Annotated in this window: 26 protein-coding genes; 17 read left to right on the top strand and 9 right to left on the bottom strand. The window is 52.9% G+C overall.

What is annotated here, in order from left to right:
- Window positions 1-192: 192 nt before the first annotated feature.
- The 10 genes from rsfS to lipA all read left to right on the top strand — a co-directional run bounded on the left by rsfS (window position 193) and on the right by lipA (window position 10,030).
- Window positions 193-510, top strand: coding sequence for a ribosome silencing factor (gene rsfS / locus QRN24_RS02090; RefSeq protein WP_003858696.1), 318 nt, complete (start codon window positions 193-195; stop codon window positions 508-510).
- Window positions 511-513: 3 nt separating this feature from the next.
- Window positions 514-981 carry a 23S rRNA (pseudouridine(1915)-N(3))-methyltransferase RlmH gene (rlmH, locus tag QRN24_RS02085; RefSeq protein ID WP_003858701.1) on the top strand — a complete coding sequence of 156 codons (468 nt, stop codon included), beginning with the start codon at window positions 514-516 and terminating at the stop codon, window positions 979-981.
- A gap of 28 nt (window positions 982-1,009) precedes the next feature.
- Window positions 1,010-2,911, top strand: a complete 1,902-nt coding sequence (mrdA, locus tag QRN24_RS02080; protein WP_014169119.1) for a peptidoglycan DD-transpeptidase MrdA — start codon at window positions 1,010-1,012, stop codon at window positions 2,909-2,911.
- Between the two features lie 2 nt (window positions 2,912-2,913).
- Window positions 2,914-4,026 carry a peptidoglycan glycosyltransferase MrdB gene (gene mrdB / locus QRN24_RS02075; RefSeq protein WP_014169118.1) on the top strand — a complete coding sequence of 371 codons (1,113 nt, stop codon included), beginning with the start codon at window positions 2,914-2,916 and terminating at the stop codon, window positions 4,024-4,026.
- A 16-nt stretch (window positions 4,027-4,042) separates the two neighbouring features.
- Window positions 4,043-5,155 carry an endolytic peptidoglycan transglycosylase RlpA gene (rlpA, locus tag QRN24_RS02070; RefSeq protein WP_025204674.1) on the top strand — a complete coding sequence of 371 codons (1,113 nt, stop codon included), beginning with the start codon at window positions 4,043-4,045 and terminating at the stop codon, window positions 5,153-5,155.
- A 139-nt stretch (window positions 5,156-5,294) separates the two neighbouring features.
- The gene (gene dacA / locus QRN24_RS02065; protein ID WP_014169116.1) at window positions 5,295-6,506 is read left to right on the top strand and encodes a D-alanyl-D-alanine carboxypeptidase DacA; all 1,212 of its coding nucleotides are present in this window, start codon (window positions 5,295-5,297) and stop codon (window positions 6,504-6,506) included.
- A gap of 105 nt (window positions 6,507-6,611) precedes the next feature.
- Entirely contained in the window at window positions 6,612-6,875 is a 264-nt protein-coding gene (gene ybeD, locus QRN24_RS02060) for a DUF493 family protein YbeD (protein ID WP_003858718.1), read from the top strand.
- Window positions 6,876-6,970: 95 nt separating this feature from the next.
- Window positions 6,971-7,612, top strand: a complete 642-nt coding sequence (gene lipB / locus QRN24_RS02055; RefSeq protein WP_020885000.1) for a lipoyl(octanoyl) transferase LipB — start codon at window positions 6,971-6,973, stop codon at window positions 7,610-7,612.
- A gap of 291 nt (window positions 7,613-7,903) precedes the next feature.
- On the top strand, window positions 7,904-8,857 hold the full coding sequence (locus tag QRN24_RS02050) for a YbeF family transcriptional regulator (RefSeq protein ID WP_020885001.1): 954 nt from the start codon (window positions 7,904-7,906) through the stop codon (window positions 8,855-8,857).
- A gap of 207 nt (window positions 8,858-9,064) precedes the next feature.
- The gene (gene lipA, locus QRN24_RS02045) at window positions 9,065-10,030 is read left to right on the top strand and encodes a lipoyl synthase (protein ID WP_014169113.1); all 966 of its coding nucleotides are present in this window, start codon (window positions 9,065-9,067) and stop codon (window positions 10,028-10,030) included.
- Window positions 10,031-10,111: 81 nt separating this feature from the next.
- Here the strand turns inward: lipA and tatE are convergent, their stop codons facing one another.
- Together tatE and QRN24_RS02035 are read right to left on the bottom strand one after the other, a co-directional pair.
- Window positions 10,112-10,315, bottom strand: a complete 204-nt coding sequence (gene tatE, locus QRN24_RS02040) for a twin-arginine translocase subunit TatE (RefSeq protein WP_014169112.1) — start codon at window positions 10,313-10,315, stop codon at window positions 10,112-10,114.
- Window positions 10,316-10,441: 126 nt separating this feature from the next.
- Window positions 10,442-11,230: a deaminated glutathione amidase gene (locus tag QRN24_RS02035; protein WP_284942274.1), complete on the bottom strand. Its 789-nt coding sequence runs from the start codon at window positions 11,228-11,230 to the stop codon at window positions 10,442-10,444.
- A gap of 67 nt (window positions 11,231-11,297) precedes the next feature.
- Here QRN24_RS02035 and crcB point away from each other — a divergent pair, with 67 nt between their 5' ends.
- On the top strand, window positions 11,298-11,681 hold the full coding sequence (gene crcB / locus QRN24_RS02030; protein WP_014169110.1) for a fluoride efflux transporter CrcB: 384 nt from the start codon (window positions 11,298-11,300) through the stop codon (window positions 11,679-11,681).
- Window positions 11,682-11,901: 220 nt separating this feature from the next.
- Here crcB and cspE read toward each other — a convergent pair whose 3' ends face one another.
- Both cspE and pagP read right to left on the bottom strand, forming a co-directional pair.
- On the bottom strand, window positions 11,902-12,111 hold the full coding sequence (gene cspE / locus QRN24_RS02025) for a transcription antiterminator/RNA stability regulator CspE (protein WP_002439184.1): 210 nt from the start codon (window positions 12,109-12,111) through the stop codon (window positions 11,902-11,904).
- A gap of 190 nt (window positions 12,112-12,301) precedes the next feature.
- On the bottom strand, window positions 12,302-12,919 hold the full coding sequence (gene pagP, locus QRN24_RS02020) for a lipid IV(A) palmitoyltransferase PagP (RefSeq protein WP_284942273.1): 618 nt from the start codon (window positions 12,917-12,919) through the stop codon (window positions 12,302-12,304).
- A gap of 495 nt (window positions 12,920-13,414) precedes the next feature.
- On the opposite strand from pagP, the gene dcuC reads away from it, so the two are divergent.
- Together dcuC and rna are read left to right on the top strand one after the other, a co-directional pair.
- Window positions 13,415-14,782, top strand: coding sequence for an anaerobic C4-dicarboxylate transporter DcuC (dcuC, locus tag QRN24_RS02015; RefSeq protein WP_020885003.1), 1,368 nt, complete (start codon window positions 13,415-13,417; stop codon window positions 14,780-14,782).
- Between the two features lie 94 nt (window positions 14,783-14,876).
- Window positions 14,877-15,686 (top strand): ribonuclease I, encoded by an 810-nt coding sequence (gene rna, locus QRN24_RS02010; protein ID WP_020885004.1) that lies wholly within the window; start codon window positions 14,877-14,879, stop codon window positions 15,684-15,686.
- Here the strand turns inward: rna and QRN24_RS02005 are convergent.
- Together QRN24_RS02005 and QRN24_RS02000 are read right to left on the bottom strand one after the other, a co-directional pair.
- Complete coding sequence (locus QRN24_RS02005; protein ID WP_025204679.1) at window positions 15,680-16,297, bottom strand: flavin reductase family protein; 618 nt, start codon at window positions 16,295-16,297, stop codon at window positions 15,680-15,682. The two genes, rna and QRN24_RS02005, sit on opposite strands and share 7 nt — an antisense overlap.
- An 89-nt stretch (window positions 16,298-16,386) precedes the next feature.
- Window positions 16,387-17,217, bottom strand: a complete 831-nt coding sequence (locus QRN24_RS02000) for an alpha/beta fold hydrolase (RefSeq protein ID WP_041162487.1) — start codon at window positions 17,215-17,217, stop codon at window positions 16,387-16,389.
- Between the two features lie 254 nt (window positions 17,218-17,471).
- Between QRN24_RS02000 and rnk the strand changes: the two genes are divergently transcribed.
- Entirely contained in the window at window positions 17,472-17,882 is a 411-nt protein-coding gene (gene rnk / locus QRN24_RS01995) for a nucleoside diphosphate kinase regulator (RefSeq protein WP_014169101.1), read from the top strand.
- A 137-nt stretch (window positions 17,883-18,019) separates the two neighbouring features.
- On the top strand, window positions 18,020-18,109 hold the full coding sequence (gene yldA, locus QRN24_RS01990; protein WP_271661446.1) for a small membrane protein YldA: 90 nt from the start codon (window positions 18,020-18,022) through the stop codon (window positions 18,107-18,109).
- A 9-nt stretch (window positions 18,110-18,118) separates the two neighbouring features.
- Here yldA and QRN24_RS01985 read toward each other — a convergent pair whose 3' ends face one another.
- Window positions 18,119-19,357 carry a zinc-dependent alcohol dehydrogenase gene (locus tag QRN24_RS01985; protein WP_284942272.1) on the bottom strand — a complete coding sequence of 413 codons (1,239 nt, stop codon included), beginning with the start codon at window positions 19,355-19,357 and terminating at the stop codon, window positions 18,119-18,121.
- Window positions 19,358-19,537: 180 nt separating this feature from the next.
- Here QRN24_RS01985 and uspG point away from each other — a divergent pair, with 180 nt between their 5' ends.
- On the top strand, window positions 19,538-19,966 hold the full coding sequence (uspG, locus tag QRN24_RS01980) for a universal stress protein UspG (protein ID WP_020885008.1): 429 nt from the start codon (window positions 19,538-19,540) through the stop codon (window positions 19,964-19,966).
- A gap of 59 nt (window positions 19,967-20,025) precedes the next feature.
- On the opposite strand, the gene ahpF is transcribed toward uspG, so the two are convergent.
- On the bottom strand, window positions 20,026-21,591 hold the full coding sequence (gene ahpF / locus QRN24_RS01975) for an alkyl hydroperoxide reductase subunit F (RefSeq protein ID WP_284942271.1): 1,566 nt from the start codon (window positions 21,589-21,591) through the stop codon (window positions 20,026-20,028).
- 175 nt (window positions 21,592-21,766) lie between these two features.
- Complete coding sequence (ahpC, locus tag QRN24_RS01970; RefSeq protein ID WP_008501015.1) at window positions 21,767-22,330, bottom strand: alkyl hydroperoxide reductase subunit C; 564 nt, start codon at window positions 22,328-22,330, stop codon at window positions 21,767-21,769.
- 639 nt (window positions 22,331-22,969) lie between these two features.
- On the opposite strand from ahpC, the gene citR reads away from it, so the two are divergent.
- Complete coding sequence (gene citR, locus QRN24_RS01965; protein WP_284942270.1) at window positions 22,970-23,869, top strand: DNA-binding transcriptional repressor CitR; 900 nt, start codon at window positions 22,970-22,972, stop codon at window positions 23,867-23,869.
- Window positions 23,870-23,900 lie beyond the last annotated feature (31 nt).

Below are 23,900 nucleotides of genomic sequence, written 5' to 3'. Positions count from 1 at the left end.
CTTTCCCGCCGATCATTGCTTTACAGAAATTGTTTTACAAAAATGGCGATGCAATCTCAGGCGGAGGGTGGGATGATACCCGCCTTCAAAAGCCCGGCCGGAGACATTTGTCCCGACACTGGCGTCAGTTCAGGTATACTGTCTGGCCACGAATTCATAGTTATACAATCTCATTCACCCCAGGGGGAAAACTTGCAGGGTAAAGCACTCCAGGATTTTGTTATCGACAAAATTGATGACCTGAAAGGTCAGGACATCATCGCTATCGACGTTAAGGGTAAATCCAGCATCACCGACTGCATGATTATCTGCACCGGTACTTCAACGCGTCATGTTGTTTCGATTGCCGACCACGTTGTTCAGGAATCGCGTGCAGCAGGCCTGTTACCGCTTGGCGTTGAAGGTGAAGCGACCGCTGACTGGGTGGTTGTCGATCTCGGCGATGTGATTGTCCATGTCATGCAGGAAGAGAGCCGTCGCCTGTATGAGCTGGAAAAACTCTGGGGTTAATGCGTGAAGTTGCAACTGGTCGCCGTCGGCACCAAAATGCCGGACTGGGTACAAACCGGTTTTACTGAATATCTGCGTCGTTTTCCAAAAGACATGCCGTTCGAACTGGTGGAAATTCCCGCCGGGAAACGCGGCAAGAACGCCGATATCAAACGTATTCTCGATAAAGAGGGAGAGCTGATGCTGGCTGCCGCAGGCAAAAACCGCATCGTCACCCTCGATATTCCAGGTAAACCCTGGGATACGCCGCAGCTGGCGCACGAACTGGAGCGCTGGAAGCAGGATGGTCGTGACGTCAGTCTGTTGATTGGCGGGCCTGAAGGGTTATCTCCTGCCTGCAAAGCGGCGGCAGAACAAAGTTGGTCTCTCTCCGCGCTGACGCTTCCCCACCCGCTCGTTCGGGTACTGGTGGCAGAAAGCCTGTATCGCGCGTGGAGCATTACTACCAACCACCCATATCACCGCGAGTAGTGACTGACCAGGGTAGATTAAGCAGCGGATGAAACTACAGAATTCTTTTCGCGACTATACGGCTGAGTCCGCGCTGTTTGTGCGCCGGGCGCTGGTCGCCTTTACGGGGATTTTGCTGCTTACCGGCGTGCTGATCGCCAACCTCTATAATCTGCAAATTGTCCGCTTTACCGATTATCAGACGCGTTCAAACGAAAACCGTATCAAGCTGGTGCCCATCGCGCCCAGCCGCGGCATTATCTACGACCGTAACGGCACTCCGCTGGCGTTAAACCGCACCATTTATCAAATCGAAATGATGCCGGAAAAAGTCGATAATGTGCAGGATACGCTTGAAGCGCTAAAAGGCGTTGTCGATCTGACCGACGATGATATCGCCGCGTTCAAAAAAGAGCGTGCCCGCTCCCACCGTTTCACCTCAATTCCGGTTAAAACGAACCTGACGGAAGTCCAGGTGGCCCGCTTTGCCGTGAACCAGTATCGTTTTCCCGGCGTGGAAGTGAAAGGTTACAAGCGTCGCTACTACCCTTACGGTTCCGCGCTGACGCATGTCATTGGTTACGTTTCCAAGATCAACGATAAAGACGTTGAACGCCTCGATAAAGACGGCAAACTGGCGAACTACGCGGCGACGCACGATATCGGTAAGCTGGGGATCGAACGCTACTACGAAGATGTCCTGCACGGGCAGACCGGCTATGAAGAGGTTGAAGTTAACAACCGTGGCCGCGTCATTCGCCAGCTCAAAGAAGTGCCACCGCAGGCGGGGCATGACGTCTACCTGACGCTCGACCTCAAGCTGCAGCAGTATATTGAAACCTTACTGGCGGGCAGCCGTGCTGCCGTTGTCGTCACCGATCCGCGTTCCGGCGGCATTCTGGCGATGGTGTCCATGCCAAGCTACGACCCGAACCTCTTTGTCGATGGTATCTCCAGCAAAGACTATTCCGGTCTGCTCAATGACCCGAATACGCCGCTGGTGAACCGCGCCACACAAGGGGTTTACCCGCCAGCGTCAACGGTAAAACCGTACGTGGCGGTCTCTGCGCTGAGCGCGGGCGTCATCAACCGCAATACCAGTCTGTTTGACCCGGGCTGGTGGCAATTACCAGGCTCTGAAAAACGCTATCGCGACTGGAAAAAATGGGGCCATGGTCACCTCAACGTTACCAAATCGCTGGAAGAGTCTGCGGATACCTTCTTCTACCAGGTTGCGTATGACATGGGCATTGACCGCCTGTCAGAGTGGATGAGCAAATTCGGCTATGGACATTACACCGGCGTTGACCTTTCAGAAGAACGTTCCGGTAACATGCCAACCCGTGAGTGGAAGCTGAAGCGCTTTAAGAAGCCGTGGTATCAGGGTGATACCATTCCGGTGGGTATCGGTCAAGGCTACTGGACGGCGACCCCGATTCAGATGAACAAAGCGATGATGATCCTCATCAACGATGGCGTAGTGAAAGTTCCGCACCTGCTGCAAAGTACGGTTGAAGACGGCAAAAAAGTGCCGTGGATCCAGCCGCATGAAGCCCCGGTGGGTGACATTCATTCCGGTTACTGGGAAATTGCCAAAGACGGTATGTACGGCGTGGCGAACCGCCCGAACGGGACCGCACATAAGTATTTCGCCGGCACACCGTATAAAGTGGCCGCCAAATCCGGTACTGCGCAGGTCTTCGGTCTGAAAGCCAATGAAACCTATAACGCGCACCGCATTGCTGAACGTCTGCGTGACCATAAGCTGATGACGGCCTTTGCCCCTTATGATAACCCGCAGGTTGCGGTGGCGATGATTCTGGAAAACGGCGGCGCAGGTCCGGCCGTGGGGACCATCATGCGCCAGATCCTCGACCACATTATGCTGGGTGATAACAACACCGAACTGCCGGCTGAAAACCCGGCCGCCGCTGCGGCGGAGGACCAATAATCATGACGGATAATCCAAATAAAAAATCGCTGTGGGATAAAATCCATATCGACCCAGCCATGCTGCTGATCCTGCTGGCTTTGCTGGTTTACAGCGCCCTGGTTATCTGGAGCGCCAGCGGCCAGGACATCGGCATGATGGAGCGCAAAATCGGCCAGATCGCGATGGGCCTGGTCATTATGGTGGTCATGGCGCAGATCCCGCCGCGGGTCTATGAAGGCTGGGCACCGTATCTGTACATATTCTGTATTGTGCTGCTGGTTGCGGTAGATGCCTTTGGGGCCATCTCTAAAGGCGCGCAGCGCTGGCTGGATCTGGGCGTTGTCCGCTTCCAGCCCTCTGAAATAGCCAAAATAGCGGTTCCCTTGATGGTGGCGCGTTTTATTAACCGTGACGTCTGCCCGCCTTCGCTGAAAAATACCGCCATTGCGCTGGTGCTGATTTTCCTGCCGACGCTGCTGGTTGCGGCGCAGCCTGACCTCGGCACCTCGATTCTTATCGCCCTCTCCGGCCTGTTTGTCCTGTTCCTGTCGGGTTTAAGCTGGCGTCTGATTGGCATTGCAGTCGTGCTGGTGGCAGCATTCATCCCGATTCTCTGGTTCTTCCTGATGCATGATTACCAGCGACAACGCGTCATGATGCTGCTCGATCCGGAAACCGATCCGCTGGGTGCGGGTTATCATATTATTCAGTCCAAGATTGCGATCGGTTCCGGCGGCCTGCGCGGTAAAGGCTGGCTGCACGGCACCCAGTCCCAGCTGGAGTTCTTACCGGAACGCCACACCGACTTTATCTTTGCGGTTCTGGCGGAAGAGCTGGGCCTGGTTGGCATCCTGATTCTGCTGGCGCTGTATGTGCTGTTGATCATGCGAGGGCTGTGGATCGCCGCGCGTGCGCAAACCACCTTTGGTCGCGTGATGGCAGGCGGATTGATGCTGATTTTATTCGTTTATGTCTTCGTAAATATTGGTATGGTGAGTGGTATTCTGCCGGTTGTTGGCGTCCCGCTCCCGCTGGTGAGCTACGGAGGCTCGGCACTGATCGTGTTGATGGCCGGGTTTGGTATCGTGATGTCGATCCATACCCACAGAAAAATGTTGTCAAAAAGCGTATAAAAATAAGGGGATCGGAATGCGTAAGCAGTGGCTGGGGATCTGCATTGCGGCAAGTTTACTTGCGGCCTGCACAAGTGATGATGGTCAGCAACAGGCAACCGTCGCGCCGCCGCAGCCTGCGGTTTGTAATGGCCCGATCGTTGAAATCAGCGGTGCCGATCCCGTTTATGAACCGCTCAATGCCAGCGCGAATCAGGATTACGAGCGCGATGGCAAAAGCTACAAAATTGTTCAGGATCCCTCCCGCTTTAGCCAGGCTGGCTTTGCCGCCATTTATGATGCCGAGCCAGGCAGCAACCTGACGGCGACTGGCGAAGCGTTCGATCCGATGCAACTGACGGCGGCTCACCCGACCCTGCCTGTCCCGAGCTACGCCCGTATCACCAACCTGGCGAATGGTCGTATGATCGTGGTACGCATTAACGATCGTGGTCCCTACGGTAACGACCGGGTGATCTCCCTGTCACGCGCGGCTGCAGACCGCCTGAACACCTCGAACAATACCAAAGTCCGTATTGACCCGATTATCGTGGCGCAGGATGGCACCCTCTCCGGGCCAGGTACCGCGTGTACGACGGTGGCGAAACAGACTTACGCCCTTCCTGACCGCCCGAACCTGGACGGCGGCATGGGAAGCGTCTCTTCTCCGGCAGAGCCTTCTCAGCCAGCAGGAGAAGTGCGCCCAATCAGCAATGATACGCTGCAGAGCGAAGACACGACGGGTGCGCCGGTAAAGAGTAGCGGCTTCCTTGGCGCGCCGACAACGTTAGCCACCGGCGTGCTGGAAGGCAGCGAACCAACGCCTGCACCGGCTCCTGTTGCCGCTCCTGCCACTGAGCCTGCGCCCGTAACGGCTCCGGCGACGGCGCAAAGCACACCGGTTGCGGCTCCGGCGGCGGCCAGCGGCGGCTTTGTGGTTCAGGTTGGGGCGGTAAGCGATCAGGCCCGTGCGCAGCAGTATCAACAGCGTCTGAGCCAGCAGTTTGGTGTTCCGGGACGCGTTGCGCAAAACGGCGCAGTATGGCGTATTCAGATGGGACCGTTTGCCAGCAAATCGCAGGCAGCGTCTCTGCAGCAGCGCCTGCAAAATGAAGCCCAACTACAATCATTTATCGCTGTAGCGAAATAATGAACTGGCGGCATCCAAAGTGTCAATTTGTGTAAAACACATTCACAAACTCATGCTTAAAGTCGGATGCCTGCCTGAATAGCATTTGCTATAGTAAGGCACTTTTTTTAATTCCATCACGGATGTCGTTGTTCTGACCATGAAGACCACTTTTTCTGCTCGTTTTGTGCAGCGCATGGCGCTGACCACGGCCCTTTGCGCAACTGCTCTCTCTGCAGCTCACGCCGATGACCTGAATATCAAGACCATGATCCCTGGCGTTCCGCAAATCGACGCGGAATCGTATATCCTGATCGACTACAACTCTGGCAAAGTGCTGGCTGAACAGAATGCCGACGCCCGCCGCGATCCGGCCAGCCTGACCAAAATGATGACCAGCTACGTTATCGGCCAGGCCATGAAAGCAGGGAAGTTCAAAGAAACGGATCTGGTCACCATCGGTAACGATGCGTGGGCAACCGGCAACCCGGTATTTAAAGGTTCATCATTGATGTTCCTGAAACCGGGCATGCAGGTTCCTGTTTCTCAGCTGATCCGTGGTATTAACCTGCAATCCGGTAACGATGCGTGCGTGGCAATGGCCGATTTCGCCGCAGGAAGCCAGGATGCCTTCGTCGGTCTGATGAACAGCTACGTCACCGCGCTGGGTCTGAAGAACAGCCATTTCCAGACCGTACATGGTCTGGACGCAGATGGTCAGTACAGCTCCGCACGTGATATGGCGTTGATTGGTCAGGCGCTGATCCGTGACGTGCCGAACGAATACTCCATCTATAAAGAGAAAGAGTTCACCTTCAACGGTATCCGTCAGACCAACCGTAACGGCCTGCTGTGGGATAACAGCCTGAACGTTGACGGTATCAAAACTGGCCATACCGATAAAGCTGGCTACAACCTGGTTGCTTCTGCCACCGAAGGCCAGATGCGTCTGATCTCTGCCGTGATGGGCGGTCGTACCTTCAAAGGTCGTGAGACGGAAAGCAAGAAACTGCTGACCTGGGGCTTCCGTTTCTTCGAAACCGTGAACCCGCTGAAAGCCGGTAAAGAGTTTGCTTCTGAGCCAGTCTGGTTCGGTGATAACGACCGTGCTTCCCTTGGCGTGGATAAAGATCTGTACCTGACCATTCCTCGTGGTCGCATGAAAGATCTGAAAGCCAGCTACGTGCTGAACACCACTGAGCTGCACGCGCCACTGCAGAAAAACCAGGTGGTGGGCACCATCAACTTCCAACTGGATGGTAAAACCATCGATCAGCGTCCGCTGGTTGTTCTGCAAGAAATCCCGGAAGGCAATTTCTTCGGCAAAATCATTGATTACATTAAATTGATGTTCCATCACTGGTTTGGCTAAAAATTGAACACTTGAAAGTGTGATTTTGATCCCCATATACTAGATATCCTGATAACTCCCACCTGTCGTGGGAGTTATTCTTTTTGACGTTACGCCGGAGCTGACATGAAAACCAAACTTAACGAACTGCTTGAATTCCCTACCCCGTTTACCTACAAAGTAATGGGTCTGGCGAAACCTGAGCTGGTTGATCAGGTGGTTGAAGTGGTACAGCGCCATGCGCCGGGTGACTACTCTCCGTCAGTAAAACCAAGCAGCAAGGGCAACTACCACTCGGTATCCATTACCATTACCGCAACCCACATTGAGCAGGTTGAGACGCTGTACGAAGAGCTCGGCAATATCGAAATTGTTCGTATGGTGCTGTAGTCCCTCTGCGGTTACCCGGTTTGCCGGGTAACCCGCCTCCCCGCTTGTGATATACTCTCCCTCACCTTTTGTCCCTCGTCTTCGGAGACGTCCTTTTGTATCAGGATAAAATTCTTGTCCGTCATCTCGGGCTGCAACCTTACGAGCCTGTCTCCCAGGCCATGCATGACTTCACCGATTCACGCGATGACACCACCCCTGATGAGATCTGGCTGGTTGAACACCTGCCGGTATTTACACAGGGACAGGCGGGAAAAGCGGAACATTTATTGATGACGGGTGATATCCCGGTAATTCAAAGCGATCGCGGTGGGCAGGTCACGTACCACGGGCCCGGGCAACAGGTGATGTACGTTCTGCTGAACCTGAAGCGCAGAAAGCTCGGCGTTCGCGAACTGGTTACCCTGCTGGAACAAACCGTGGTTAACACGCTGGCGGAATACGGTATTGAAGCCCATCCGCGTGCCGATGCGCCGGGCGTCTATGTGGGAGAAAGTAAGATTTGCTCACTGGGGCTGCGTATCCGCAAAGGCTGCTCCTTCCACGGGCTGGCACTGAATATTAATATGGATCTTACCCCTTTCCAGCGCATAAACCCCTGTGGCTACGCCGGAATGGAGATGACGCAAATGCGCCAGTGGGTTGAAAGCGCAACGCCCGAGAATATTCGTCCTGTGCTTTTGAAGAACGTTTTAGCCCTACTTAACAATCCATCTTACGAATATATCACTGCTTAATATATCATGCATCATGGCTCGATTATTTGACGGGCCACTGTTTATTTACCGCTTTTACGCTTTACAATAATCCGCTTATTCTATATTTTCGAAGCGCCCGAATATTACCGCTACATATTATTTAGCCTCCAGCCAGAACTGCATACAGGGCGTAAGTAACTTGCGTGATAATCACACAACTGTTTGTTTTTGATAAACAAGTGAAACAAAACCAACACTTTACGAATCTCTACAAGCATAATAAATAAATTCAACTATCATTCATAATGTGAATGTATACGGAGTGAAAGCGTGGAGTATAATAATTTACCAGCCAAACGACTGAATGACCCAGGTGGTGAGGACAAGCCACAAATTTTTCGGACTTTACGTAATATTGATCTCAATTTGTTGACTATTTTTGAGGCAGTATATGTCCATAAGGGTATCGTTAATGCTGCGAAAATTCTTAATCTCACGCCTTCAGCAATAAGCCAGTCAATTCAAAAACTGCGCGCTATATTTCCCGACCCGTTATTTATTCGTAAGGGCCAGGGGGTTACGCCGACGGCCTACGCTACCCATCTGCATGAGTACATCAGCCAGGGGCTGGAGTCGATTCTGGGTGCGCTGGATTTAACCGGCAGCTATGACAAACAGAGAACCATTACTATCGGCTGCACCCCGTCTGTCGGCGTGCTGGTGATGCCCGCTATTTTTCAGGCGATAAAAGAGCATGTTCCCCAGCTCCTGCTGCGAAATGTGCCGCTCAACGAGCCTGATATTCAGCTTGCTCAGTTTCAGACCGACCTGATTATAGAAAGCGGCAGCTTTAGCGCCCGAGCGCTCGGACAACATGTCCTGTATGCGGATAACCTGGTGCTGGTGTGCCGCCAGCAGCATCCCGCCCTGAGCGGGCCGTTGACCATTGAAAATCTGCGCAACTACGATCATTCGTCTTTCATGACCGAAGGACAGTCCAACCATGCGCTGCGTCAGCGAATCGATGAGATATTCCCGGAACGCCAGATCAGCTTCAGTAGTTACAATATGTTCACCACTGCCTCCCTGATCGGCAGCAGCGACATGCTCTGCATCATGCCTTCGCGTCTGTATACCTTGTTGCGTAAATGTTGGCCGCTGGAGAGCATTCCTCTCAACCAGCTCAATGCGGAATCTATCGAGATTTCACTGCATTACAACAAACTCAGCTTGCGCGATCCGGTACTGGAAAACGTTATCCGCGTCATCCGCCAGGCCTTCTGACTGGTTGATACAGCACAAGCCCCTGCCCCCTGCCGGGCAAAACGCACAAAACAACAACTATTTTACAAATTGGCGACCTGGCAGGCTGCTTTACCGACCGTTTCAATGATATACTGCCTGTCGTTCGTTCAAAAATAGTTGATAAATACAACATTCCCTTGAATAGAAACGCTTTCCTTCGATATTCGCAACTGGAACACGCACGCTATGAGTAAACCCATTGTGATGGAACGCGGTGTTAAATACCGCGATGCCGATAAAATGGCCCTTATCCCGGTTAAAAACGTGGCTACAGAGCGCGAAGCGCTGTTAAGAAAACCGGAATGGATGAAAATTAAACTTCCGGCTGACTCTTCGCGTATCCAGGGGATCAAAGCGGCGATGCGCAAGAACGGCCTTCACTCCGTCTGTGAAGAAGCCTCTTGCCCGAACCTTGCTGAATGTTTCAATCACGGTACCGCGACGTTTATGATTCTGGGTGCCATCTGTACCCGCCGCTGCCCGTTCTGCGATGTGGCTCATGGCCGCCCGGTAGCACCCGACGCCAACGAACCTCAGAAACTGGCACAGACCATCGCCGATATGGCGCTGCGTTATGTCGTTATTACCTCCGTTGACCGTGACGATCTGCGTGATGGCGGTGCTCAGCACTTCGCTGACTGCATTACCGCTATTCGTGAGAAAAGCCCGAACATCAAAATTGAGACGCTGGTTCCAGACTTCCGCGGCCGTATGGATCGCGCGCTGGACATCCTGACCGCGACGCCACCAGACGTGTTTAACCACAACCTGGAGAACGTGCCACGTCTCTACCGTCAGGTACGTCCTGGTGCGGACTATAACTGGTCTCTGAAGCTGCTGGAGCGTTTTAAAGAAGCGCATCCCCATATTCCAACCAAGTCAGGCCTGATGGTTGGTCTCGGTGAAACGAATGCTGAGATCATCGAAGTGATGCGCGATCTGCGCCGCCACGGTGTGACCATGCTGACGCTGGGACAGTATCTGCAGCCAAGTCGCCACCACCTGCCCGTGCAGCGCTACGTGAGCCCGGATGAGTTTGATGAGATGAAAGCCGAAGCGATGGCGATGGGCTTTACCCATGCAGCCTGCGGCCCATTTGTTCGCTCCTCTTACCATGCCGATATGCAGGCAAAAGGCGAAGAAGTGAAATAAAGCTGTAATATTCACTTACAGTAATACAAAAAAACCGGCCTCTTGAGCCGGTTTTTTTTCGCAAGCCCTCAGGCATTGCCGTTACTCTTTGTGAGAAAGCTTCTCTGCCGGGATGTCACCCTCGGCGCTTTTCTTCGCAGCCGCATCATCGTCGTTCATTGCTTTCTTAAAGCCTTTGATGGCGGCACCCAGGTCACCACCCAGCGTGCGTAACTTCTTGGTACCAAACAGCAGGACGACCAGTGCGGCAACCACCAGCAGTTTGGTAATACTAATCTCACCCATAGATACCTTCTTTACATAAACCAGGCTGCATTCAGCGCCAAAAACCTGATTGTATTAACGGTCATTTGACGCGTGCACACAATAGCAATCTGTAACAAGGTGAATCAAGCATTGTTGAAAAAAACATCACAATAATTGCGGTGGCGCAAACCGACGGTTGCGAAGAACCGGTAATTGCTGCCGTGCAAGCGTAATCCTCTCCCGCTGTAATTCTGTCATCAGCAAAACCGGGACCTCCGCTGCAGCGGCTATCGTAACACCCAGCGGATCCACCACCCTGCTCTGCCCAATGTTCTTATTGCCGCACTCCCCCGAGGCCACAACATAACAGGTTGTATCCAGCGCACGTGCTGCAAGGAGCGTTGCCCAGTGATGCTCTTTAAGCGGCCCCTTGACCCACGCGGCAGGCACTACCAGCACGTCAGCCCCCTTTAACGCGAGCGTAAGTGCCAGCTCAGGAAAACGCAGGTCGTAGCAGGTCATCAACCCAATCTTAAAGCCATCGACATCAAGCAGCGGTGGGATGCTGTCTCCCGGATCCACCCGCCGTGATTCCTGAATGCTGAAGGCATCATAAAGATGGAGTTTGGCATAGCGCGCAACGATCGCGCCGTCACGGATGGCCACGAGGGTATTTACCGCCCGTCCCGCCGTCGAGGGAACATGCACCGTAAAGAGGGTGGTCAAACCATTGCCCGCACTTTCCGCCAGCAGGTGCTGTAAAAATCCGCCGTCCAGGGGCTGGGCAGACTTCACCGACAGGTCCGGGTCGTTGTCATCTCTTGCCAGCAGCGCCTCCGGCAGCACCAGCAAGGATGCTTCTTTCAGGCGGGCCTGCCTCATCAGAGAGACACATTTATCTGCATTCTCTTGCCAGTCAGGCGTAACCGCAAACTGTCCTACCGCAACATACATATTTGTCCCCTCAGCAAAAACCGCGTTAAACTCGCCACTCTTACACATCAAATAGCAGGTATTTACAGTGTTACAACTACTTTTAGCCGTTTTTATTGGTGGGGGTACGGGTAGCGTTGCGCGGTGGTTCTTGAGTATGCGTTTTAATCCCCTGCATCAGGCTATTCCAATGGGTACGCTGGCGGCTAACCTGATAGGCGCTTTCATTATTGGCGTGGGGCTGGCCTGGTTTAACCGTATGACGCATATCGATCCCGTGTGGAAGCTATTGATTACCACCGGCTTTTGCGGCGGTTTAACCACCTTCTCAACGTTCTCGGCGGAAGTGGTTTTCCTGTTTCAGGAAGGGCGTGTCGGCTGGGCGCTGATGAACATTGCGATTAATATGCTCGGCTCCTTTGCGATGACGGGGATCGCATTCTGGCTATTTTCCTCCGCCACGACGCACTAACAGACGCTGCGTTAATGTTGGCTTAATTTTTCTCTGTCACTCTGAACGCAATACAGAACGAGGGTGACAGAATGAAACAGAACCTGATGAGCGCAGGTGTGGTGTTGTTGAGCGTGCTGATCGTTGCCAGCTTCCTCAAAATGTATCTGCTTAGCTGATTCAACGCGAAAAAAAACCCGCTCAGTGAGCGGGTTTTGAAATTCTTGCTGACGCGTCTGAATTACAGAGCGATTACGTTAGCAGCAGAAGGGCCTTTGGCACCGTTAGTGATTTCGAACTCTACACGCTGACCTTCAGCCAGAGTTTTGAAACCATTAGACTGGATTGCAGAGAAGTGTACGAACACGTCTTTGCTGCCATCTTCAGGAGTAATGAAACCGAATCCTTTGGACTCATTAAACCACTTAACGTTACCTTTAATCTTAGACATCAAAATTACCTTTACATTAAAAAACGACACAAATGCTGTGTCGGGTACCAGTACATCAATTGTGGGACCTTTTGTCCAGCGGTTCTTTGATAAAAAGTGACTAAAGTCGCGTTAATTTCTGCTGACGGTTTTTTATCTCAACGGAATCAACGGCTGTACACTTTTTCACCAGTACGTGACGTTTTTTCAGTTAAAACTGAAAACGCATCCAGGCGAAGTAAACGTTACCGTTGTTGTATGTCCCCGGAATATAGGTCATCTGGAACGTTGCCGGACCATAGCCGATAGAGGCCAGAGGCAGCAGCACCGGAATCGGAATGTAGTTCCAGTTGTCGCGTGCGGTCACACCGGCGGTGTAGCCCAGCCCCACATGGAAGTTTTCATCGGCTAACGGATGCCAGGTTTTCTCCCAGCCATAACCCCCGATCGGTTCCCACTTGTTAAAGGAATCTTTAAAGGCCATAAGATAGATACCATGCCAGTTCCCTTTTTCGTCCCAACGCGACTGACCAAAACCAGCCCCCCACGGGCGCTCGTTATATTTGTCAGTCTTTTCTTTGTCATAGGCAAAACGCGCATGCCACGTTATTGCCGGAACATACAGGTCATAATGCTCTGGCGCAGTCCAGGTCTGCGACACATTATCAGTGAAGGTGGAGAACCAGCCTTTATCGGTTGCATTGCTCTCAGCGTGTGCAACAGACGACAATGCTAACTGCCCAAAAATAAACAACAAAATGAGGAAAAATTTATTACGTACAATCACAATGCAATTACCATTCTTAGTATTCGAGGCAAAGTTTACCATAAAATAGTTTAATCAAAGCTTAACAGCATCAGCGTTATTCCTAATTAATCAGCGTCTTCCTGGGAATATTCTGAGAGGAACATACCTTCACGCCATAATAAGCACAATAAAAGTAAGCCTTTATTAGGCTTTAATACGCTGGACAACCTCACCAACGCCAGCAATGACGGTCTCCAGGGCCCGTTCCGGAGGGCTGCCGGCAGCCATTAAAAACCCAGTTCTCAAAGGGTTTTTGCCTTTTCTTTCTGCGGCGAATTTAAACCCACAAAATATTTAACAACCCATTATCATTTAATTGACATATAGTAATATCTCTACCGGTCAATATGCGCATGAGATAAATGCCGGGGCGATGGCAAAAATACCGTTAATATCTTCTTTAGTAGTCTGTTTATTGATTTTAATCAGCAAGGACAGAACATTAATTCGGCACATTTCATCCTTCTTTTTTATTGATTATTTGTGCTCTCGGGCAGCAAGGATACAGGGGAAACCATGCTTACGTTTATCGAGCTCCTTATCGGAGTCGTCGTCATTGTCGGTGTAGCGCGCTACATCATTAAAGGTTACTCGGCCACAGGGGTGTTATTTGTCGGCGGGCTAACCCTGCTCATTATCAGCGCCATCATGGGCCATCAGGTGTTACCGGCCAGCGCAGACAGTACGGGCTACACCGCCACTGACATTGTTGAATACATTAAAATCCTGCTCATGAGCCGCGGTGGCGACCTGGGTATGATGATCATGATGCTGTGCGGTTTTGCGGCGTACATGACCCATATCGGCGCGAATGATATGGTGGTTAAACTGGCGTCCAAACCGCTGCAGTACATTAACTCCCCGTATCTGCTGATGGTCGCGGCCTATTTCCTTGCCTGCCTGATGTCCCTTGCCGTGTCGTCCGCCACCGGTCTGGGCGTACTGTTAATGGCCACCCTGTTCCCGATTATGGTTAACGTCGGTATCAGCCGCGGCGCGGCCGCCGCGATTTGCGCCTCGCCGGCCGCCATTATTCTTTCCCCCACCTCCGGTGATGTCGTGCTCGCAGCCAAAGCCGCTGAGATGTCGCTTATCGACTTTGCGTTCAAAACCACGCTGCCCATTTCTATCGTCGCCATTGTCGGCATGGGCATCGCGCACTTCTTCTGGCAGCGTTATCTCGATAAGAAGGAGAACATCAGCCACGAGATGCTGGACGTGAGTGAAATCACCACCACCGCGCCGGCGTTTTATGCCATTCTGCCGTTCACACCTATTATTGGCGTGCTTATTTTTGACGGTAAATGGGGCCCGCAGCTGCACATCATCACCATTCTGGTGATCTGCATGCTGCTGGCCGCCCTGCTGGAGTTTGTGCGTGGGTTTAACACGCAGAAAGTCTTCTCGGGTCTGGAAGTGGCCTATCGCGGTATGGCGGATGCGTTTGCAGGGGTCGTTATGCTGCTGGTTGCAGCAGGCGTCTTCGCCCAGGGCCTGAGCACCATCGGCTTTATTCAGAGCCTGATTTCCATCGCCACCTCGTTCGGCTCGGCCAGTATTATCCTGATGCTGGTTCTGGTAGTGCTGACCATGCTCGCCGCCATGACCACCGGTTCAGGTAACGCGCCGTTCTACGCCTTCGTTGAGATGATCCCGAAACTGGCTCACTCCTCGGGCATTAACCCGGCCTATCTCTCCATCCCCATGCTGCAGGCGTCAAACCTCGGTCGCACCATTTCGCCGGTATCGGGAGTAGTCGTAGCCGTTGCCGGGATGGCAAAAATCTCGCCTTTCGAAGTGATCAAACGCACCTCCGTCCCCGTGATTGTGGGGCTGATTATCGTGATTATTGCCACGCAGGTGCTGGTACCCGGCGCAGCTTAAGCTAAATTCCTGATATCCAGAAAGCGCCTGCGGGCGCTTTTTGTGCTTTAATAATTTCCAGAAATTATTCATGCTCATTCGATCAGGAAATCACATGTTCAGGAAGGATATCGTTATTCCGTCTGGCGCAATCGCGCTGGCACTCTGTGTATTCTCCGCACAGGCCGACCCACTCAAGGCAACGCAGTATGGCGATTTCGATCGCTACGTTCTGGCTCTTTCCTGGCAAACCGGGTTCTGCCAGAGCATGGCCGACCGTAACCGCAACGAGCCCGAAGAGTGCCGTTTACAAAAAGAGAGTGATAACAAAACCGATTTTCTGACCGTGCACGGATTATGGCCGGGGCTGCCAAAGTCTGTTGCCGCACGGGGGGTGGATGAACGTCGCTGGATGCGTTTTGGCTGCGCAACCCGTCCAATCCCGAACATGCCGGAGGTGAAGGCCAGCCGCAAATGCGCTGCCGCCGAAACCGGACTGTCGCTTTCAGGTGCTGCGAAGCTGAACAGCGTTATGCCAGGTGCTGGCGGTAACTCCTGCCTGGAACGCTACGAATATGCCAAACACGGCGTGTGCTTTGGTTTTGATCCTGACGCGTATTTCGGCACGATGGTGCGCATGAATCAGGAGATAAAAAACAGCGCGGTCGGCAAGTTCCTCGCCGATAACTATGGAAAAACCGTAAGCCGCAGCGACTTTGACAGCGCCGTGGCCAAAGGCTGGGGCAAGGAGAATGTCAAAGCGTTCAAGCTTACCTGTAATGGCAACCCGTCCTACCTGACTGAAATGCAGATCTCACTGAAGGCAGACACCATTAATAACCCGCTTTCTGCAACCTCATTTGCTCCGCAGCCACACCCGGGTAACTGCGGAAAACAATTCGTCATTGATAAAGCCGGTCACTGATTGACGATCGGTCGGGTCATGTCAAACCGGTGCTCGTCACTGATGCCATAGTAAGCCGTCGGCCCACCCGCACGCAGGATGGGCTGCGCTTTCGCCGTCTGATAAATCCCCTCTTCCAGCAACGTTTCGGCGATGTGAATACCCACCACTTCGCCGAGCACCAGCCAGGTATCAACCGGTGTGCCGTCGGCCCCGGTAAGCTGAATACACTGCGACAGGCGACACTCAAAGTTAACCGGGCTTTCTGCCACCCGCGGGGCGTTCACCAGCTGGCTGGCCGCTGGCGTTAATCCCGCAAAGGTAAATTCATTTTCATCGTGGGGAAGCATAGCCGAGGTCGCATTCATCGCTTCAGCCAGATCGCGCGTCGCCAGGTTCCAGACAAACTCGCCGGTTTCGGTAATATTACGCACGCTGTCTTTCCAGCCGTTGCTGGAAAAACCGATGATAGGCGGACGATAGTTAAAGCAGTTAAAGAAGCTATACGGCGCGAGATTCAGCTGACCGGCGTTGTCGCACGAGGAGATCCAGCCAATCGGGCGTGGGCCAATAATCGCGTTCAGTGGGTCATGCGGCAGGCCGTGTCCCAGAGAAGGTTGATAGAAATACATAGTGCTCTCTTAATGGTGGGGCAGACACGAATTGCGTTTCGCTCAGTACCCTGGATCAGGACACTCAGCGTAACGCAATCCGCCAGGAATTAAGACTGAATAAATTTCAGCAAATCGTCATTGATCTGGTGCTTATGCGTGGTGCATATGCCGTGAGAACCCCCGGCATAGACCTTCAGTTCAGCGTTCGGCAGGAGCTCTGCAGCCACCCGACCACAGGTCTCGATCGGGACTATCTGGTCGTCGTCGCCGTGGATCACCAGCGTCGGGATAGTCATCTTTTTCAGATCTTCACGCAGATCGGTTTCAGAGAACGCTTTGACGCAGTCATACAGCGCCTTGATCGACCCCTGAAGCCCCTGCTCAACGAAGCTCTCCCGCACCGCTTTGGACTCTTTCGCCCCCGGGCGGTTATAGCCATAAAACGCCTCGGTCAGCGCATAGAAGAAAGCTGCGCGATCGTTAATCACGCCTTCCCGAATACCATCAAACACCTCTTTCGGCACACCGTTCGGGTTGAAATCGGTTTTGATCATAATCGGTGTCACGGCACCAATAAGTACCGCTTTCGCCACGCGATCCGTACCGTGGCGACCAATATAGCGCGCCACTTCGCCACCGCCGGTTGAATGCCCCACGTGAACAGCGTCTTTCAGATTCAGACGCGCCGTCAGCTCAGCCAGGTCGTCGGCGTACTGATCCATATTGTGCCCATCCCACGGCTGCGCTGAGCGGCCATGTCCGCGGCGGTCATGTGCAATTACGCGAAATCCTTTTGACCCCAGGTATAACATTTGGTCTTCAAAGGCATCCGCCGTCAGCGGCCAGCCGTGGCTAAACACCACGGGTTGCCCGCTTCCCCAGTCTTTAAAATATAAATAACTGCCGTCTTTCAACGTAATTTTGTCGTAATCGCTCATGAGATCTCCTGAGAAGAAACACTGAATGCGGATAGTCGCCCGCAGGGGGCGCTTAAAAAGAATAATGCAAATTGGCAAGGGAGCACGTTTTTCACCGAAAATTCATATGACCCATGAATGTGACCTGTATCACTTCAAAGTTGTGCGCTCAGCCAGTATCATCAGAAGAGTTAAACCCTCGCTGCCAGACGGCGAGGGTTTTCTTTTGGATTGGTTTCTGCGTTACACGCAGCATTAACGACATGGAGTAAAAAATGTCCAGACCCACCATCATCATCAATGAGCTTGACGCAGAACGTATTGACAGACTGCTGGAAAAAGCAGAATTCGCTTCGCTTCCGGTGGCTGACGCCCTGAATGAAGAGCTTGACCGGGCGCAGATGTGCACGCCTGAATCCATGCCTCACGACGTGGTCACCATGAACAGCCGGGTTAAATTCCGTAACCTGGCCACCGGTGAAGAGCTGACCCGAACGCTGGTCTACCCGGCGCAGATGACCGACAGCAGCGCACAGCTTTCGGTCCTTGCCCCTGTGGGTGCCGCGCTTCTTGGTCTGCGTACGGGAGACACCATCAACTGGGCGTTGCCGGGCGGTGCCGCGGCGCATCTGGAAGTGCTGGAGCTGCTCTACCAGCCAGAAGCCGCGGGCGACTACCTGCGTTAACCCCATCTGAACAAACGCTCCCGCGTTGCACAGAGGATGCACCCGCATCCTCTTTCCGCAAATTCACCCGATTATCCTATATCGCCCGAAAACCCCTTAACCCACGCTTAATCTGTTTGGGTGCCGCGGGGACGGTCATGAGTGAGATAGTGGTTATCACACTTATTTTTCTCATTATTCTGGCGATCATCGTCATGGCGGTGCTTTATCTTGAGCGTCATCGGTAAGCGATAATCTCACACCACCCCACCCGGGAAAGCATTGACCAGGCCTTTCACCTGCTGTGCCGCCGCGTCAGGCGTTTCCGCCCCCGGCACCAGAATGACCTTGCGGCACTCCTCCTCCCGTTTTTCGAAAATCTTGTAGGCGCGTTCCGCATCCGCCAGCGGCAGATAGTGGGTCACAATCTCCTCCGGCGTAAGCAGCCCTTTTTCGATAAGTGGCAGCAACTCGCCCAGCCAGGCGTGGACGTGTGTCTGCCCCATCCTGAAACTCAGCCCTTTATCGAAGGCATCGCCAAACAGGAAGCCGTGAATAAACCCGGCGTAAACGCCAGGGACGCTGACAACGCCGCCGCGCCGGACAGCCGCGATACACTGCCGCAGCGCTTTGCCGCTGCTGCCTTCAATTTTAAGGTTGCTGAGGATTGTTTCCGTGGTGCTGCCTTTGGCTTCGAACCCGACGGCATCAATCACCGCATCGACACCACGCTGGCCGGCAGTTTGCTCAATGATTTTTTCGGCGGCATCGTTATCATCATCAAAGTTGACAGGGATTGCGCCGTAGCGCGCCTGAGCGAATCGCAGGCGATACGGGTGATGGTCGATGACGAAGATCTGTTCCGCCCCGAGCAGCCGCGCGCAGGCAATGGTCAGCAACCCCACCGGCCCGGCGCCGAACACGGCCACGCTCGATCCTTTTTCGATCTGCGCATTTTTTGCCGCCTGCCAGGCGGTGGGTAAAATATCTGACAGGAACAGCGCTTTGTCATCGGACAACAGCGGCGGCACCTTGAACGGCCCAACGTTCCCCTTCGGTACGCGAACATATTCCGCCTGGCCTCCCGGCACGCCGCCGTAGAGATGGCTATAGCCAAACAGCGCGGCTGGCGCGGGGATCTGCTTTTTGTTCAGCGCGGCGCCCTGCGCGGCGTTGGTCGTCTCGCAGGCCGCGTACTGCTGCAGACGGCAGAAGAAACAGTCACCGCAGGCAATCACAAACGGGATAACCACGCGATCGCCCTTCTGTAAATTCTTCACCTCCCTGCCACACTCAACGATTTCCCCCATAAATTCATGACCAAAAATATCGCCGTGTTGCACCTTCGGGATTTTGCCGCGATAGAGATGCAGATCGGACCCGCAAATCGCCGTAGCCGTGACCCGCAGAATAATATCGTCTGGCTGTTCAATGATGGGATCGGGGACATTCTCGACGCGAACATGATGCGGGCCGTGATACGTGAGTGCTTTCATGCAACCTCCGAAAGGATCCAGGACAGTGTATAAAGGGTAGCTACCCCAGAAGACTTGCCCGTGATGACGGATCTTTTGAGATTTTTCCTGGCGAGATCAAAAAGTGGCGCCGCGCTTACAGAAACCATTCATATTTTGTGGTTGAATGAATTCAGCGTTTATAAACAAGGAGAAACGGGTATGTATCAGACAATCATTATGCCGGTTGATGTTTTCGAGATGGAGCTGAGCGACAAGGCCGTACGCCACGCGGAGTTCCTGGCGCAGCAGGACGGGATCATCCATCTTTTACACGTGTTACCGGGTTCCGCCAGCCTGAGTCTGCACCGCTTTGCCGCCGATGTACGTCGTTTCGAAGAGCATCTTCAGCACGAAGCTGAAAATCGTCTACAAACCATGGTCGGGCATTTCAGCATCGACCCTTCACGTATCAAAACTCACGTCAGGTTCGGTAGCGTGCGGGATGCCGTTAATGAACTGGCCAATGAACTGAAAGCAGACGTAGTGGTGATCGGTTCCCGTAATCCTTCCATTACCACCCACCTGCTGGGCTCTAACGCGTCGAGCGTGATCCGCCACACCCACATTCCGGTGATGGTCGTCAGGTAAAAAAAAGAGGCCACCTTTCGGTGGCCTCTTGCTGTTGCAGGTGTAGTCTTGCTTTCTTTTTATGCCGTTTTGGTGCGAATCAGATAATCGAACGAGCTCAGAGACGCTTTCGCCCCTTCACCGGTGGCAATGATGATCTGTTTGTACGGAACCGTGGTGCAGTCCCCTGCCGCGAACACCCCTTTCACGCTGGTTTCGCATTTCGCATCGATAATAATTTCGCCCATGCGGTTGCGCTCAATCGCGCCGTCCAGCCAGGTGGTGTTTGGCAACAGACCAATCTGTACGAAGATCCCCGCCAGCGCCACGCTATGCACGTCACCGCTCACGCGGTCGCGGTATTCCAGACCGGTCACTTTGCTGCCGTCACCTTTCACTTCCGTGGTCTGCGCATTCAGCACGATATCGACGTTTTTCAGGCTACGCACTTTGTCCTGCAGCACCTGGTCCGCTTTCATCTCTGGGGCGAACTCCAGCAGGGTGACGTGTTCAACGATACCCGCCAGGTCAATCGCCGCTTCCACACCGGAGTTACCGCCGCCGATCACCGCCACGCGTTTACCTTTAAACAGCGGGCCGTCGCAGTGCGGGCAGTAGGTGACGCCTTTGGTGCGATACTGATCTTCACCCGGGACGTTCATGTTGCGCCATTTGGCGCCGGTGGCAATGATAATGCTGCGCGCTTTCAGCACCGCGCCGGAGGCGGTTTCAATCTGGTGTAACCCCCCTTCAACCGCGGCCGGAACCAGCTTGCTGGCGCTCTGGCTGTCGATCACATCCACTTCATAATCGCTGACGTGCGCCTTCAGTGCGCCAGCCAGTTTCTGGCCTTCGGTCTTCGGCACAGAGATGTAGTTTTCGATATCCACGGTGTCGAGCACCTGGCCACCGAAGCGTTCGCCCATCAGTCCGGTACGAATGCCTTTACGGGCGGAGTAAACCGCCGCCGCCGCGCCCGCCGGGCCGGAGCCGACAATCAGAACATCATACGCGTCACGTTTGTTCAGCGCTTCTGCCGCACGTTTTTTGGCACCCGTGTCCACTTTGGCAACGATTTCGGTCAGCGTCATACGGCCCTGGCCAAACTCCTGACCGTTCATAAAGACCGCCGGAACGCCCATGACGTTACGGTCGGTGATTTCGTTCTGGAACGTACCGCCGTCAATCGCCGTGTGCTTAATGCGCGGGTTCAGCACCGACATCAGGTTCAGCGCCTGCACCACGTCCGGGCAGTTATGGCAGGAGAGTGAGTAATAGGTTTCAAACTCAAAATCGCCGTCAATGTCGCGGATCTGCTCGAGCAGCGCCTGCGCCTCTTTTGACGGATGACCACCGGTCCACAGCAGTGCCAGCACCAGCGAGGTAAATTCGTGGCCCAGTGGAGAACCGGCAAAACGCGGCCCCTGGTCAGAACCCGGATTGGTGATCAGGAAGGAGGGCTTGCGCACCGCCAGATCGTTATCTTCTTTGAAGGTCACGTTCGGTGACAGTTCGGCGATCTCTGCCAGCAGTTCCTTGATCTCTGCCGATTTAGCGCTGTCGTCCAGCGTGGCAATCAGCTCAACAGGTTTGGTCAGTTTCTCAAGGTAGGCCTTGAGCTGGGTTTTCATATTGGTGTCGAGCATTGTTCTTCCCTCTCTAAAAACGTCATCATGCAAGCTGCCTTATTCGGGCGGCCTGAATGCAACTTGCATCATGGTGCTGGAATAAAATGGGCGCGGGCGCGCCCATTACGACTGTCATTTCCGGAGCCTGTCGCGTCAGAGCAGGCGATGCTCTGCGCGAAAGACGGCGGGAAACTTAGATTTTGCCAACCAGGTCTAAAGACGGTGCCAGAGTCGCTTCGCCTTCTTTCCATTTCGCCGGGCAAACTTCACCTGGGTGAGAAGCAACGTACTGCGCCGCTTTCACTTTACGCAGCAGGTCAGAAGCATCACGGCCGATACCTTCAGCGGTAACTTCGATTGCCTGGATAATGCCCTGCGGGTCAACAACGAAGGTAGCACGGTCAGCCAGGCCTTCATCTTCACGCATGTTGTCGAAGTTACGGGTCAGGGCGCCAGTCGGGTCGCCGATCATCGCGTATTTGATTTTCGCGATGGTTTCAGAGCTGCTGTGCCATGCTTTGTGGGTGAAGTGGGTGTCGGTAGAAACAGAGTAAACGTCTACGCCCAGCTTCTGCAGTTCGTCGTAATGGTCTGCAACGTCACCCAGTTCGGTCGGGCAAACGAAGGTGAAGTCAGCCGGATAGAAGAAGAAGACGCTCCAGCGGCCTTCGGTATCTTTCTCGGTCACTTCGATGAATTCACCGTTTTTGAACGCCTGGTTTTTGAAAGGTTTAATTTTGGTATTAATCAAAGACATCTGTACTTCCTCCGTGTTTTCGTTGAGATGTAAGGTAACCAACTTTCGCCGGGTGGGCTAATGCGTTTGCTTTATCAAATCAATCAGCCATACCTAACAACCCGAACAAGACAACGTGATGAACTGAATTAACGAAAAGCCAAAAGTAAAAAGGCCGCCCTGGTGGGCGGCCCTGATACCTGAACTTTCCACAGGAACTTTCAGTGCCAGCAATTGCTGGCGTTGCGTTGCGCTCTACATACCTCATATCAAGGCCGTAACAGCGCCTTGATTACAACACCCGCACAGCGCGAGGGCAATGCACATGAGCGCCAATCGTATCTATGGCTGTGATAGGTTTCATCGAACACGGTTTATCGCGCAGAACGTAAGACGCGCCGGCGAGGATTAATAAAAATGAATGATAATTATTTGTCTATATATAATTGAGACTATTTTAATGCAAACACCCTCGCAGTTTTAGAGATAAAAATATCTTAATATTCATTGAAGCTCTATTTTATAAATCTGCCATCGTGATATATTAAGTCAACATACAACTCTAATTAAGTAAGTTAATTGCATGGATGGTAAATGATTAACTTCCTTCTATAGTTATCAGTGATGTGTTAACGCAACGCAGTCCACTCAGGATGAAACATGGCTAATCTCTACGATCTAAAAAAATTTGATCTTAATCTGCTGGTAATTTTCGAGTGTATTTATCAGCACTTAAGCATCAGCAAGGCAGCAGAAACGCTCTATATTACGCCCTCGGCGGTCAGCCAGTCGCTGCAAAGGTTGCGTAATCAGCTCAACGATCCCCTGTTCATTCGTTCCGGGAAAGGGATTACGCCCACCACGGTAGGCGTGAACCTGCACCATTATCTTGAGCAAAACCTCAACCAGCTTGAGCAGACGATTAACATCATGCATGGCTCAACGCTAAAAAAGAATTTTGTGGTGTACAGCCCGCAAATTCTGACCACCGAAAACCTGCTGGGTCCGCTTAAATTATTGATGCGAGAGCACAATTACGAGATTGAACTGCATGACATGCTACTCTCTGCTGACTCCGCAGAAGATCTGCTGGCATACCGTAAGGCAGACTTAATTTTCTCAATGGCCCCGGTTAGTAACCGTTCAATGATTTGTGTGCCATATGCATCTTATTCCGTCCTGCTGGTCTGCAGCCAGGATCATCCGCGGATGAAAGAGGTGGCCACCATGGAAGAGCTTCAGGAAGAGAAGTTTACGATATTCCTCAGTGATGAGCCGGGCGTTAAAACCTACCAATCGATGGCAGAAAAAGTGCATGCGGAAAAGACAATCGGTTTTCGCTGTGACTCTGTATTTACTATTATTTCTATGATAAGCGCCTCTCATTTAATTGGTTACGTACCGGAAATCTTATTTGATAAATACAGTGAAGTGCTAAGACTCAAAAAAATCACTGCACCGTTCACCCTTCCCTCGCTTGACATTTTTATGATTTATAACCGCTCGGCATTGAACAGTACGGCATTCGCGAAATTTATTAACGAAGTAACAGAAAAATAACAGTGACGGGCTGTGTCGCTCACAGCCCGTT

The sequence above is a fragment of the Enterobacter sp. MEB024 genome (assembly GCF_030209635.1).
Taxonomy (GTDB): Bacteria; Pseudomonadota; Gammaproteobacteria; order Enterobacterales; family Enterobacteriaceae; genus Enterobacter; species Enterobacter ludwigii.
Note: the sequence above shows the minus strand (reverse complement) of the source record. Positions and strands in the feature narration are given on the sequence as shown.

Excerpts from the sequence above, each read along its gene's own strand:
- rna (WP_020885004.1), top strand. The coding sequence starts at position 14,877 with ATGTTCAGGAAGGATATCGTTATTCCGTCTGGCGCAATCGCGCTGGCA.
- citR (WP_284942270.1), top strand. The coding sequence starts at position 22,970 with ATGGCTAATCTCTACGATCTAAAAAAATTTGATCTTAATCTGCTGGTA.
- ahpF (WP_284942271.1), bottom strand. The coding sequence starts at position 21,591 with ATGCTCGACACCAATATGAAAACCCAGCTCAAGGCCTACCTTGAGAAA.
- rnk (WP_014169101.1), top strand. The coding sequence starts at position 17,472 with ATGTCCAGACCCACCATCATCATCAATGAGCTTGACGCAGAACGTATT.
- rlpA (WP_025204674.1), top strand. The coding sequence starts at position 4,043 with ATGCGTAAGCAGTGGCTGGGGATCTGCATTGCGGCAAGTTTACTTGCG.
- cspE (WP_002439184.1), bottom strand. The coding sequence starts at position 12,111 with ATGTCTAAGATTAAAGGTAACGTTAAGTGGTTTAATGAGTCCAAAGGA.
- lipA (WP_014169113.1), top strand. The coding sequence starts at position 9,065 with ATGAGTAAACCCATTGTGATGGAACGCGGTGTTAAATACCGCGATGCC.
- mrdB (WP_014169118.1), top strand. The coding sequence starts at position 2,914 with ATGACGGATAATCCAAATAAAAAATCGCTGTGGGATAAAATCCATATC.
- QRN24_RS02035 (WP_284942274.1), bottom strand. The coding sequence starts at position 11,230 with ATGTATGTTGCGGTAGGACAGTTTGCGGTTACGCCTGACTGGCAAGAG.
- pagP (WP_284942273.1), bottom strand. The coding sequence starts at position 12,919 with ATGGTAAACTTTGCCTCGAATACTAAGAATGGTAATTGCATTGTGATT.
- mrdA (WP_014169119.1), top strand. The coding sequence starts at position 1,010 with ATGAAACTACAGAATTCTTTTCGCGACTATACGGCTGAGTCCGCGCTG.
- QRN24_RS01985 (WP_284942272.1), bottom strand. The coding sequence starts at position 19,357 with ATGAAAGCACTCACGTATCACGGCCCGCATCATGTTCGCGTCGAGAAT.
- QRN24_RS02000 (WP_041162487.1), bottom strand. The coding sequence starts at position 17,217 with ATGAGCGATTACGACAAAATTACGTTGAAAGACGGCAGTTATTTATAT.
- dcuC (WP_020885003.1), top strand. The coding sequence starts at position 13,415 with ATGCTTACGTTTATCGAGCTCCTTATCGGAGTCGTCGTCATTGTCGGT.
- dacA (WP_014169116.1), top strand. The coding sequence starts at position 5,295 with ATGAAGACCACTTTTTCTGCTCGTTTTGTGCAGCGCATGGCGCTGACC.
- ahpC (WP_008501015.1), bottom strand. The coding sequence starts at position 22,330 with ATGTCTTTGATTAATACCAAAATTAAACCTTTCAAAAACCAGGCGTTC.
- yldA (WP_271661446.1), top strand. The coding sequence starts at position 18,020 with ATGAGTGAGATAGTGGTTATCACACTTATTTTTCTCATTATTCTGGCG.
- uspG (WP_020885008.1), top strand. The coding sequence starts at position 19,538 with ATGTATCAGACAATCATTATGCCGGTTGATGTTTTCGAGATGGAGCTG.
- QRN24_RS02005 (WP_025204679.1), bottom strand. The coding sequence starts at position 16,297 with ATGTATTTCTATCAACCTTCTCTGGGACACGGCCTGCCGCATGACCCA.
- ybeD (WP_003858718.1), top strand. The coding sequence starts at position 6,612 with ATGAAAACCAAACTTAACGAACTGCTTGAATTCCCTACCCCGTTTACC.
- tatE (WP_014169112.1), bottom strand. The coding sequence starts at position 10,315 with ATGGGTGAGATTAGTATTACCAAACTGCTGGTGGTTGCCGCACTGGTC.